Below are 12,060 nucleotides of genomic sequence, written 5' to 3'. Positions count from 1 at the left end.
TTGAAGGAGGATAACATATGAAGATACAGTTTTGCGGGGCATCCACGGGTGTGACAGGCTCCTGTCATCTGATAACGACGGAGAATCACAAGGTGCTGCTGGACTGCGGCCAGTTCCAGGGAGGAAAGGCACAGGAAGCGCTCAATTATGAGGATTTCCCGTTCGATCCGGCGGAGATAGATTATGTGATATTGAGTCACGCTCACATAGATCACTGTGGCAGGATCCCATTGCTGATAAAACGTGGATTCAAGGGGTCCATATACTGTACTGACGCTACAGCGGATCTGTTGGATGTGATGCTGAAGGACAGCGGGTACATACACGAGAAGGAAGCTGAGTGGAAGAACAAGAAAAATGAAAGAGCCGGCAGGCCAAAGGTGGAGCCGCTGTATACCTTCAACGATGCGGTTGATTCCCTCACCTATGTGAAGCCGGTGCTGTATGACCAGCTTATAGAGCTCAATGAGGAGATGAAGATAGTCTTCAACGATGCCGGACACATACTGGGCTCGGCTATAACGGAGCTGTGGGTGACGGAAAACGACAACGTTTCCAAGATAGTCTTCTCGGGAGACCTGGGTGTCATGGAAAGACCTATACTGCGCAATCCGACTATCATAAAGAAGGCCGACTACGTCATCATGGAGACAACTTACGGCAACAGGGTGCATCCGGAAAATTCAATGAATGTCAAGGCGCTGATGGACATCATCAGGGACACGGCTGCAAAGGGAGGCACGACGGTGATACCGTCCTTTGCGGTGGGAAGGACTCAGGAGCTGATATACGAGCTCAACAGAGTCTATGAGACCGACAATGGATATCGTCAGGCCTTTGAGAATATAATGGTTTACGTGGACAGCCCTATGGCTACCACGGCCACAGAGGTTTTCAAGAGGAACGCCCAGGTTTTCGACAATGAGACGAAGGAATACATAGCAAAAGGCGACAATCCACTCGACTTCAAGAACCTCAGGTTCACCAGGACAAGTCAGGAATCCATATGGCTCAATACCAACCCGGAGCCGAAGGTGATAATATCGGCCAGCGGCATGTGCGACGCGGGAAGGATAAGACACCATCTGAAGCATAACCTGTGGAACAGGAAGTCCAGCATCGTCTTCGTCGGATATCAGGCTGAGGGGACCCTGGGAAGGATGATACTGGATGGAGCCAAAGAAGTGACCCTCTTTGGCGAAAAGGTCCAGGTCAACGCCAAGATATACAATCTGGAAGGTTTTTCGGGCCATGCCGACAAGAACGGGCTGCTGGCGTGGCTGAAGGGTTTCCAGAAGGAGCCGAAGCATATCTTCCTGGTACACGGCGAGCCTGAAGCCAAGGAAGCCTTCGCCGAAACAGTGGAAAAAGAGCTGGGCTATCATCCGATAGTGGTGAAGGGAAATTCCGAGTACGTGCTGGAAAAGGACGAGATAGTCAGCATGGATCAGGCCATGGAGGAAGAGGTGGACGAGGAGATGCTTGGCAGCCTCAGGACAAACCTGTTCGATATCCACAGGCGAATAGAGGATATTCTCTACAATACGAAGCTGGCCGTGGGAGAAGATATGTCGCCGAAGGAGCTTACGGAGATAAACAACATGGTTCTCGAACTGGAAAAGTCGACTATCAATCTGGGCGCGGCAGTCAGCGATCTGGAGGATGAAAAGACAGGAAGCCAGACGGGACAGCAAAATGATATGACGTAATGGCAACAAAAGTATCGAAAATGAGAAAAAGTATACTCAAAACCCGTTAAATCCTTTTGAAACGCTCGCTGAATGTGTTAAAATAGAGACAGGTATTTAGAAATATTATATTTGATAAGGTGATATGAATGTCTGTTTTGAGCGGCATTAAGGAAAGTGTGCAGCAGGTTGCCGAGGCCATCAGTATAGCTGTAGGTCTTGAAGTTGAAATCGTTGATAACAAACTGAGGATCCTGGGAGGTACAGGTTATTACCACGGACGGATAGGAAAAGAAGAGGAAGACGGGAATCTGGAGGGTAATTACCTGTATGCCAGCGTACTGCGTACGGGGAAGACTCAGTATGTTGAAGACGCGCAGAACTATAAGGGATATGATATGCCCGTCGTAGGGAATACGAGGCTGGGAGAACTTGCCGAAATCTGCACTCCCATAATCCTCAAGGGAGATATCATCGGGATAATAGGTCTGGTGGCCTTTACAGAGGAGCAGAGGCACATCATCCTTTATAAGCGTGAGAGCATGACAGTCTTTGTCGAAAAGATGGCTGATCTGCTGGCAGCCAAAGCTGATCAGCAAGCGAGCCTGGAAAACGCCGAAGTGATCAGGGACGAGATGTCCACGGTGCTGGAGACGGCTCACGAGGGGATATTCGCACTGGATCGAAAGGGCTATGTGAAGCACTGCAACAACAGAGCTGCGGCTCTGTTCGGCACAAACAAGGGAGACCTTATCGAAAGACATATAAGCAGCATAATGCCGGGAAGTCCGGCTATAAAGGTGCTGGATACCGGAAGAGGATACATAGAGAATGAAGAGATCTTCAAGGTAGATGGTAAACAACATCATTTCATCGTGACGGTGAAACCTTTCATGTCGGGCGATGAGATAGACGGTGTGGTAATTTCTTTCAGAGATATTGAAGAAGCGCAAAAACTCGTGTATAATTTCAATACGAGGAAGATAAAGAACACCGTAGATGATATCATAGGAATAAGCGAGAATATAATGCTGGCCAAGAAGCAGGCTCTGATAACGGCCAGGAGCAATTCCACTGTGCTGATAACAGGGGAGAGCGGCACCGGAAAAGAAATGTTCGCCAAGGCGATACATTATGCCAGCGCCAGAGAGGATAAGCCTTTCGTGACGGTCAATTGCGGAGCTATACCGGAGAATCTGCTGGAAAGTGAGCTGTTCGGATATGAGAAGGGAGCTTTTACAGGTGCCAGCGAAAAGGGAAAGGAAGGCAAGTTCGAGCTTGCCGACGGAGGGACTATATTCCTCGATGAAATAGGAGACATGCCTCTCCATCTCCAGGTCAAGATACTTCATGTGCTTCAGAACATGAGATTCGACCGGGTCGGAGGCAGCAAGAGCATATTGGTGGATGTGCGGGTCATCGCCGCCACTAACAAGGATCTGGAGAAGCTGATAGAAGAAGGAAGGTTCAGGGAAGACCTGTACTACAGGCTGAGCGTCATACCGCTTTCCATACCGCCTCTTCGTGAAAGAAAAGACGATATAAAGCTGCTGATGTACCATTTCCTGAAAAAGTACAACAGCTTTATGAATAAAAATATAGAAAAATTTTCTCCTGAGGTGGAGGAACTTTATATGAATCACGACTGGCCGGGAAACGTCAGAGAACTGGAAAATGCTGTTGAATACGGCACCAACATGGCTTTTGGCAATGTCATAACCATGGAAGAAGTTCCGGCTCGTATCCTGAGAAAAGAAGAGGAGATGGACAGATTCAGGAATCTGGACAGACCCCTCGCTGAGCAGGTAAAGCTCTACGAGAAGGAGATAATAACGAAAAAACTTAAACAACATAATGGAGTGAAGGAAACCGTCGCAAAAGAACTGGGATTGTCACGAGCTACATTGTACAGAAAGCTCGCAGAACTCGATATAAATTAATTTTTATATAATTTTATTTTATGGAGGTTTGTTATGTTAAGAGAAGCATTACCTAAAATCGTTACCGGAACATTACCTGGTCCTAAGGCTAAGGCTATCCTGGACAGAAGAGCTAAGGCAGTTCCTAACGGGATCGGAACGGCTTACAAAGCTGTTATCGAAAGAGGCGAAGGCGCTATGTTCGAAGACGTAGACGGAAACATCTTCCTCGACTGGGTAGGAGGAGTTGGCGTACTCAACATCGGATACAGCAACCCTGAGTGCATCGCAGCTGTTAAAGAACAGGCTGACAAGTTCTTCCACTCCATGTTCAACATCACGACTCATGAAGGCTATGTAAAGCTGGCTGAGGAGATGAACAGGATCGTACCGGTTAAGGGCGACGACAAGAAGACTATGTTCGTTTGCTCCGGTTCCGAGGCTGACGAGAACGCTGTAAAGATCGCCAGAAATTACACTGGAAGACCTAACATCATCGTATTCACAGGCGCGTTCCACGGAAGAACTGCTCTTACAATGACCATGACGGCTAAGAAGGCTTATTCCATAGGCATGGGTCCTTTCCCTGATGGTGTTTACAGAGCTGAGTTCCCGAACCTCTACAGAGCTCCTGGTAACATGACTGAAGAGGAAGCTATCAAATACTACATCGGCAAACTGGAAGAAGTATTCATAGAAGCTACTCCATATGATTCCTGCGCTGCTATCGTATTCGAGCCTGTACAGGGCGAGGGCGGATTCATCCCTGCACCTATCGAATGGGTAAAGGCTGTAAGAGAGATCTGTGACAAGCACGGAATCCTCATGGTATGCGACGAAGTACAGTGCGGATGGGCAAGAAGCGGTAAGATGTTCGCTTCCCAGTACTTCGCTGACGCAGGATGCGCTCCTGACATCATGACTACTGCTAAGTCCATCGCTGCAGGCCTGCCTCTGTCGGCTGTAACTGCAAGAGCTGAGATCATGGACGCTGTAACCGGCGGCACTATCGGCGGTACTTTCGGTGCTAACGCTGTATCGGCTGCATCGGCTCTGAAGGTTGTTGAAGTTATGGAAAGAGATGACTACCCTGCAAAGGCTATGCACATCGCTGACATCGCAATGAAGAAGTTCAACGAGTGGAAGGATAAGTATGAGTGCGTAGGCGACGTAAGAGGTATGGGCGCTATGATGGGTATCGAGTTCGTAAAGGACAAGGCATCCAAGACTCCTGACGCTGAACTGGTTGGCGCTATCGTTCAGGACGCTATGAACCACGGACTTATGCTGGAAGCTGCTGGTACGTATAATAACGTTATCAGATTCCTCTGCCCTCTGTGCGTAACTGATGAACAGCTGAACGCTGGACTGGAGATCCTGGAGAACTCCATCAAGGCTTGCGCGAAATAAGCCAAGTATATTAACTAAAGCAAAAAAGCAAAGTTGAGTAAAGCGTTTAAAATAGCGGTGCGGAAATTCCACACCGCTATTTTTTGGGCGCGCGTCCGGTTACGCGCGTCTTTCTGACAGACAGATATATTTCAGAGGGAGAAAAATGCAGCTGGATCTTACAAGAGGCTCTGTTACAAAAGGAATATTGTTATTTGCGTTCCCCATGATATGCGGCAACATGCTTCAGCAGTTGTATAACGTTGTAGATACACTGATAGTGGGTCGCTTTCTGGGTGTGGACGCTCTGGCAGCGGTAGGCTCCTCATATACGCTGATGACATTTCTCACGTCCATATTGTTGGGAATGTCTATGGGGAGCGGCGCCATTTTTTCCATAAGATACGGTGAAAAGAGATGGGACAGGCTTAAAGAGAACATTTTCACATCTTTCGCAATGATCTTCGTTTTTTCAGCGTTGATAAACATCCTGGTCTACCTTCTGGCGGATGAGATAATGGGACTGCTGTCGGTGCCGGATCAAGTGTATGGCGCGATGAAAAGTTACCTGCTGGTGATATTCGCCGGCATCATGGCAACATTCCTGTACAACTTTTTTGCGTCGCTGCTGAGAGCTGTGGGGAACTCCATGACGCCGCTGATTTTCCTCGGTATTGCCGCGGTGGTGAACATAGTGCTGGATCTTGTGTTCGTTATCGTGTTCCTGTGGGGAGTGGAAGGCGCCGCGCTGGCGACGATAATCTCCCAATGGTTTTCCGGCATAGGATGCATGGTATACACGATAAGAAAGTGTCCGCAGATGATGCCACAGAGGCGGCACCTGAAGATAACAGGCGCCGGGTTGAGGGAGATCTCAGGGGCTTCATTTTTGACGTGTATGCAACAGTCGGTAATGAATTTTGGAATCCTGATGGTCCAGGGACTTGTCAACAGCTTTGGAGCGGTGGTAATGGCGGCTTTTGCGGCAGCCGCTAAGATAGACGCTTTTGCCTATATGCCGCTGCAGGATTTCGGCAATGCTTTTTCTACATTCATCGCCCAGAATTACGGTGCGCAGGAGAAAGAGCGGATAAGGCGCGGGATGCGAGTCGCTGTAATGATGATGGTCGCATTTTCTGTCATTATATCAATGGTGCTGCTCATATTCGCCGGACAGCTGATGGAACTGTTCGTGGGAGACGGGGAGCCTGATATCGTGGAGACAGGCGTATCGTATTTACGGATAGTCTGCGTGTTTTATTTTGGGATAGGCGGACTGTTCATGCTGTATGGCCTTTACAGAGCCTTCAACAGGGCCGGAATGTCTCTGATGTTGACGGTGATATCCCTGGGGACTCGCGTTTGCCTGGCCTATATCCTTTCGGCGATACCGGCCATAGGGGTCGTTGGAATATGGTGGTCCGTTCCAATAGGCTGGATATTGGCAGATCTGACTGGGGTGATATATTACATGGCGGCAGGAAAGCGGATCGTGTCCGGAAAGCAGGGGCGGGAAGCTGTCAGCTGATGAGGATGCCTTTTTCTGATAAAGCGCCTTTGATACGGTCGAAGGTGGCTCTGTCTCTGCATCCGATGGCATGGATATGGATGCCGTCTGTCAGGGAACTGATCGGCGCCGAATTCTTTTCCATCTCAACCTTGGAGATGAACTGGTCGACGTCGTATCTGGAGGAAAGACCCAGCTTTGCAGAGATCTCGCCATATATGGCGTGCTCTATGGAGACATCTATGACAGTGGCGCCGAAGTCCACGATAGTATACAGCTCATCTCGGAGCTGCTGCGGGCTGTGTTTGCAGGCGATGATACCCATAAATGGGAAATCGGGAGCGCTGTCAGGTCCGTTCATGATATATCCTCTGGGAGTGGCCAGTATATCCAGGCCTGAGGCCCGCAGAAGGGCTACGTCACCGACGATTATCTGTCTGCTGACGGAAAGCTCGCGGGCGAATCTGGCGGCTGTTATAGGCTCATCAGAGCCATTGAGCATCTTTTTTATATATTCTCTTCTGTCGGCGGCTGTCCTTTCACCGACGTTGTTGTTTTTCATGATGACCCCTCCTCATTTCCAAGATAAGATGATGATACCATAATGGAGCAAAGCAATCAAATGTTAAATGTATATAAGTGTCTTGATATATGTATATATACTCTGGTAAAATCATACGGTAAGTTTATGTATCGTTTGCGAAAGGCGGCGGCCGGTCAGGTGTCGGGAAGCCTTTCGCGAGAGAAAATCATTACAGGAGAAAGTCGATATGGAGACAAAGGGAAGCGTACAGGAGAAGGAGAGCTTTTTCAAACGGAAGGATATAGAGATATCGGTGAAGCGATATCTGCAGGACGCGCTGTCGGCCATGGCGCTGGGGCTGTTTGCGTCGCTGCTGATAGGAGTCATATTCAACACCATTGGAGAGCAGACGGCGAATCTGTTCGGAGAGAATATGGTGTCATCGTTTTTCGTTGAAGTAGGCGGTATCGCCCAGCAGTACATGGGCGCGGCCATCGGCGTGGCTGTGGCATGGAGCCTCAAGGCGCCGCCGCTGGTGCTGTTCACCAGTGTCGTGACGGGAATGATGGGTGCGACTATGCTGGGATTCGGGATAGAGGTGTCAGGAGGCCCGGCGGGAGCTTTCCTGGCAGTGGCGGTAGGAGCCGAGTTCGGAAAGATGGTGTCGAAAGAAACAAAAGTTGACATTCTGGTGACTCCTGCTGTAACATTGATAACAGGAGCTATCGTTGCCAAACTGGCGGGACCGGCTATAGGCTGGTGCATGATGCGTCTTGGGGATGTGATCATGACAGCAACCGAATGGCAGCCTTTCATCTTCGGAATAGTGATATCAGTGATAGTGGGGCTGGTGCTGACGGCGCCCATATCCAGCGCGGCGCTGTGTATCATGCTGGATCTGAGCGGACTGGCGGCAGGAGCGGCTACCGTAGGATGCTGTGCTCAGATGGTGGGATTCGCAGTGGCGAGTTACAGAGAGAACGGCGCGGGAGGACTGGTGGCGCAAGGCCTGGGGACGTCTATGCTGCAGGTATCGAATATCATAAAGAACCCGTGGATACTGGTACCGGCTACACTGGCGGGAGCTATCATCGGCCCCATTTCCACCTGCATATTCAAGATGACTAATATTGCTGTAGGCGCCGGGATGGGAACGTCGGGACTTGTAGGTCAGATAGGGACGTTTACCGACATGGGATTTTCATTGGATACACTGTGGAAGGTCTTGCTTTTGCAGATATTCCTTCCGGCGATCCTGACGCTGATAATAGACAGGGCCCTGAGGAAAATGGGAAAGATAAAGGACGGAGATTACAAGCTGGAGCTGTGATTGGAGCATTGACATGATGAACATGGAGATATGGGAAAAGGCCGTGGCGTTTCACGGACACACGTGCGGAGGATTGGCCCTGGGAGTGAGGGCTGCTATGGAAGCGCAGCGCCGTTTCGGCGTGGAAAGGGCAGAGGACGAGGAGATCGTCTGCGTTACGGAGAACGATGCCTGCGGAGTAGACGGCATACAATTCGTCTTAGGCTGTACCTTGGGAAAGGGAAATCTCATATATCGCGGTACGGGAAAGTTTGCCTTCAGTTTCTTCAACAGGAAGACCGGTGAAAGCTTCAGACTGATGGCCAGGGATAAAAAGGAAGGACTACGCGGCGCCCAGTATATAGAATATGTGCTGACAGCACCAATAGGAGAAATCTTTGCCGAAGGGAAGCCTCGCGCAGAGCTTCCGGAGCCGGCGAGAGGGCTGAATTCGGTCAAGTGTCACCTGTGCGGCGAAGCTGCAGCGGAGACGAAGATGAGAGTGCTGGACGGAAAGCCGGTGTGTATCGACTGCTTCCAGGAGAAAGGCGGCGGATACGACAGAGGCTGGTAGACTGATGCAGTGCGGGAATGCGGAAAGGCTGTGGAGAAAGGAGCGAGATATGAATATAGCGGTCGTGGACGGACAGGGCGGCGGAATAGGCAGGGCTATCGTCGATAAGGTGAAGCGAGCCTTCCCGGACCTTACGGTCATCGCTCTGGGCACCAATTCGACGGCTACGGGTCAGATGCTGAAAGCCGGAGCCGATGAAGGGGCCACAGGAGAGAACGCCATAGTCCACAACATGAATCACGTTGATGTAGTCATGGGAGTCATCGGCATCCTCAATGCCAATTCCATGATGGGGGAGTTGTCGCCGGCTATGGCATCGGCCATCGGAGGCAGCCATACATACAAGATACTGCTTCCTATCAACAGGTGTCATATCCAGGTTGTCAGCGTGGAAAATCTCTCGGTGAGCGAACATGTGGACAATGCTGTGAAAGCGCTGGGAGAGTACATAAAGATGGAGAGTGAAGCGATGTCCCGGTAAGTCACGGGCAGGTGGTGATCCGGAGGAGAAGCGGAAAAATAATAATCCCCCTGCATAGCAGGGGGTATTTCAGTTTCGGGCATAGCCCTAATACTACTGGCAGCACACAAGTGTGCCTTTCATTGGCCTGCCAGCCACGCATCAATTATTTGCCACCCTTAAAAGGGTCTCTTGGGTCAAAAATACTTAACTGATCACTTTCTCTATCTCTTTTTAGTTGCCCGGTTATATATTCTTTTATCGCTTTTGTATTTTTCCCTACTGTATCTACATAATATCCCTTGCACCAAAACTCTCGATTTCTATATGCAAATTTCATATTTCCATACTTCTGAAATATCATCAATGAACTTTTTCCCTTGAGATATCCCATAAATCCTGAAACGCTCATCTTTGGTGGTATACTTAGCAACAAATGTATATGGTCCGGACATATTTCTCCTTCTATGATTTCTACTCCCTTCCATTGGCATAATGTCCTTATGATATCTCTTATATCTTCCCTTTTCTCATTGTAAAATACTTTTCTCCTATACTTTGGCGCAAACACTACATGATATTTGCAGTTCCATTTTGTATGTGCTAAACTTTTTACGTCAGTATTTTGCTTTGTCATTTTACTGTCCTCCTAATGTGTTTTTACGTAACTGGCAGGTCACGTTTTTATTATACACATTAGGAGTTTTTCTTCCTGAATATATCGCTTAAGCTCCTTTGAACCACGTGACTATCACGTGGTTTTCCTTATACAATAAAGAGCCTTGCGGGGACGGCAGCGATGCGGCTGCTGTTCCTTCAAGGCTCTCTTCATTGTTATTATCATACACTTTGTGATATCAGGACTGCTGGGTCATCCTGCGGACTTCCGTTCCCTCAACTACCCATTCTTCATAGACACGCCAGCGGCCGTCTATCTTTTTGAGGGTCAGTTCACATATGGAATAGGCGGGAACGCCGTCTTTGCCCAGCCATTTGCCGGTAGGCGGGCCATCCTTGCTCCAGCCTGAATTTTCCAGGCCGATGATGGAAGACTGTCCGAAATGATATCCCTCTTCTTCGCTGCCTTCCACTATTATGTCGACGAATTCGTTTACCTGATCGGGATAAGCGCAGACGGCGCCCAGCGTAGAGGCGATGGTAGCTTGGAATCCTACCGAAGTGAATCCGTTTTCACCGTGGAAAATCGTCTGATCGCAGTAGAATTTGCTGACGGCTCCGACGCATTTGTACTCCCATATCCAGCGTGTGTAGTCTATGAAGAGCTCTGCCACCTCTTCAGGAAGATTGAGCTTACAGTTTCTGACGAATTCTTCGAATTTTTTTCTCTTTTCCGTGCGGTCGGGATCCAGAGTAGGGACCCCTTTAGGTCTGCTTAAATCCAGCATTGCTTGTCCTCCTTGTAATTAAAGTTTATTAGTTGTCGTCCGGTAAATGACGTTGAGACTGGCCGCTTTCCAGAAGGTGGGCGGGCAGGAGCTTCTTTGAAAGAAAACCTATTATGATTACAGCGATACCCATTATCAGATAAGCTATTTTCAGGTCTGTTTCTTCCAGGATGAAGCCTGATATGCTAGGGCCTATGGTAAGGCCGATGGAGTAGATGCTCTGGTAAAGTCCCATCCTGGAGGTCTGAGCATCGTGGCTGACACCCATCAGTGCCATGGCCAACAAGATGGTCACGGTCATACCGAAGAAAAATCCGCCCAGCGACTGAAGTATGTAGAGTGTCATCAGGTTGGACGAAAAAGGCATCGCGATGGAGATCGCCCCTTGTCCGAGGGCGCCTATCGTCACTGTCTTCACCAGCCCCAGACGCTTAGGAAAAAAGGTCCCGGAGAGCAGAGAAGAGATGCTGTTGAATATCATGAAGAGGTTTGGCAGTATGGTGAGAGCGATTGCACCGCCGCCCAGATCTCCTGCCATAACTGGGGTCAGCAGATCGCGGCCCGCATATGTGGTCATCATTGCTATGCTGGCGAAAAGGCCCAATATCCATACGTTTTTGTCGAAGAGCTGTTCTTTCCCCAGCTGCCATGCCTTCCCCGCCTTCACGGCTGAGGACACGACAGGTTCCTTGATGAAGAAGAGGACAACGATGCCCAGGGCAGCGGCCAGGACCGCTATTATGAACGAATACTGGTAACCCAGAAGCTCGGAAACGGTACCTCCTATGTTCATGCCTATGAAGGGGCCAATGGTGGAAGCGAGCTGCACTATACCTATGGCCTTGGGGATGTCCTCATCCTTAAAGTACATCGAAAAGAGAACTGTATACAGCACCCAGGTCGCTCCGGTGATCCCGTCTGCCAGCTTTCCGACGGTGAGACTGCTCACTGAAGGGAAGAGGAAGACGATGAGCCACACGATTAAAGTGAGAAGAAGCCCCATCTGTATCATGATCTTCTTTTTGCTGAACATTTCGGCGAATATTCCGATGGGGAATCTCACGATAATTGAAGAGAATCCGGCCACAGACAGGATGATTCCTATCTGTGAGACCGGTATTCCCAGCTGAGTGGCATATGGAGTGATATAAGGGTCGAAGGCGGAAATACTTATGAAGAACAGCACGCTGACTATGAGAAACAGCGATATCTGTATATTCCTTGTTGTGAAAACAGTATTTTTATCCATGTTCTTTTCCTTCCTGTCAATAGCCACATCATTGGA

Annotated in this window: 11 protein-coding genes; 7 read left to right on the top strand and 4 right to left on the bottom strand. The window is 49.3% G+C overall.

The features are described from left to right. Window positions 1-17 precede the first annotated feature (17 nt). From ACQY69_RS05945 to ACQY69_RS05930, 4 genes are all read left to right on the top strand, one after another. Entirely contained in the window at window positions 18-1,709 is a 1,692-nt protein-coding gene (locus tag ACQY69_RS05945; RefSeq protein ID WP_428259410.1) for an MBL fold metallo-hydrolase RNA specificity domain-containing protein, read from the top strand. Window positions 1,710-1,837: 128 nt separating this feature from the next. Beyond that, complete coding sequence (locus ACQY69_RS05940) at window positions 1,838-3,628, top strand: sigma 54-interacting transcriptional regulator (RefSeq protein ID WP_428259409.1); 1,791 nt, start codon at window positions 1,838-1,840, stop codon at window positions 3,626-3,628. A 33-nt stretch (window positions 3,629-3,661) separates the two neighbouring features. Further along, window positions 3,662-5,017: an aspartate aminotransferase family protein gene (locus tag ACQY69_RS05935; RefSeq protein WP_428259407.1), complete on the top strand. Its 1,356-nt coding sequence runs from the start codon at window positions 3,662-3,664 to the stop codon at window positions 5,015-5,017. A 145-nt stretch (window positions 5,018-5,162) separates the two neighbouring features. After that, window positions 5,163-6,524 carry an MATE family efflux transporter gene (locus tag ACQY69_RS05930; RefSeq protein WP_428259405.1) on the top strand — a complete coding sequence of 454 codons (1,362 nt, stop codon included), beginning with the start codon at window positions 5,163-5,165 and terminating at the stop codon, window positions 6,522-6,524. Here ACQY69_RS05930 and ACQY69_RS05925 read toward each other — a convergent pair. Then, the gene (locus ACQY69_RS05925; protein WP_428259404.1) at window positions 6,517-7,065 is read right to left on the bottom strand and encodes a transcription repressor NadR; all 549 of its coding nucleotides are present in this window, start codon (window positions 7,063-7,065) and stop codon (window positions 6,517-6,519) included. The genes ACQY69_RS05930 and ACQY69_RS05925 overlap by 8 nt on opposite strands. 208 nt (window positions 7,066-7,273) lie before the next feature. On the opposite strand from ACQY69_RS05925, the gene ACQY69_RS05920 reads away from it, so the two are divergent. Genes ACQY69_RS05920 through ACQY69_RS05910 form a run of 3 tightly spaced genes read left to right on the top strand, consistent with a single transcriptional unit; the run spans window position 7,274 to window position 9,390 of the window. Further along, complete coding sequence (locus ACQY69_RS05920; protein WP_428259402.1) at window positions 7,274-8,356, top strand: PTS transporter subunit IIC; 1,083 nt, start codon at window positions 7,274-7,276, stop codon at window positions 8,354-8,356. A gap of 13 nt (window positions 8,357-8,369) precedes the next feature. Next, on the top strand, window positions 8,370-8,909 hold the full coding sequence (locus ACQY69_RS05915) for an FmdE family protein (RefSeq protein ID WP_428259401.1): 540 nt from the start codon (window positions 8,370-8,372) through the stop codon (window positions 8,907-8,909). Window positions 8,910-8,958: 49 nt separating this feature from the next. Beyond that, on the top strand, window positions 8,959-9,390 hold the full coding sequence (locus ACQY69_RS05910; protein ID WP_428259400.1) for a DUF3842 family protein: 432 nt from the start codon (window positions 8,959-8,961) through the stop codon (window positions 9,388-9,390). A 145-nt stretch (window positions 9,391-9,535) separates the two neighbouring features. Here ACQY69_RS05910 and tnpA read toward each other — a convergent pair whose 3' ends face one another. The 3 genes from tnpA to ACQY69_RS05895 form a co-directional block, all read right to left on the bottom strand. Continuing rightward, on the bottom strand, window positions 9,536-10,006 hold the full coding sequence (tnpA, locus tag ACQY69_RS05905; protein WP_428259399.1) for an IS200/IS605 family transposase: 471 nt from the start codon (window positions 10,004-10,006) through the stop codon (window positions 9,536-9,538). A 220-nt stretch (window positions 10,007-10,226) separates the two neighbouring features. Further along, window positions 10,227-10,775, bottom strand: coding sequence for a hypothetical protein (locus ACQY69_RS05900; protein WP_428259397.1), 549 nt, complete (start codon window positions 10,773-10,775; stop codon window positions 10,227-10,229). A 28-nt stretch (window positions 10,776-10,803) separates the two neighbouring features. Then, the gene (locus ACQY69_RS05895; protein ID WP_428259395.1) at window positions 10,804-12,024 is read right to left on the bottom strand and encodes an MFS transporter; all 1,221 of its coding nucleotides are present in this window, start codon (window positions 12,022-12,024) and stop codon (window positions 10,804-10,806) included. Window positions 12,025-12,060 lie beyond the last annotated feature (36 nt).

The sequence above is a fragment of the Gallibacter sp. Marseille-QA0791 genome (assembly GCF_965119705.1).
In the GTDB taxonomy this organism is placed as follows: Bacteria; Bacillota; Clostridia; order Peptostreptococcales; family Anaerovoracaceae; genus Lentihominibacter; species Lentihominibacter excrementipullorum.
The sequence above is the reverse complement of the archived record's forward strand: the minus strand, read 5'-3'. Positions and strand labels throughout refer to the sequence as shown.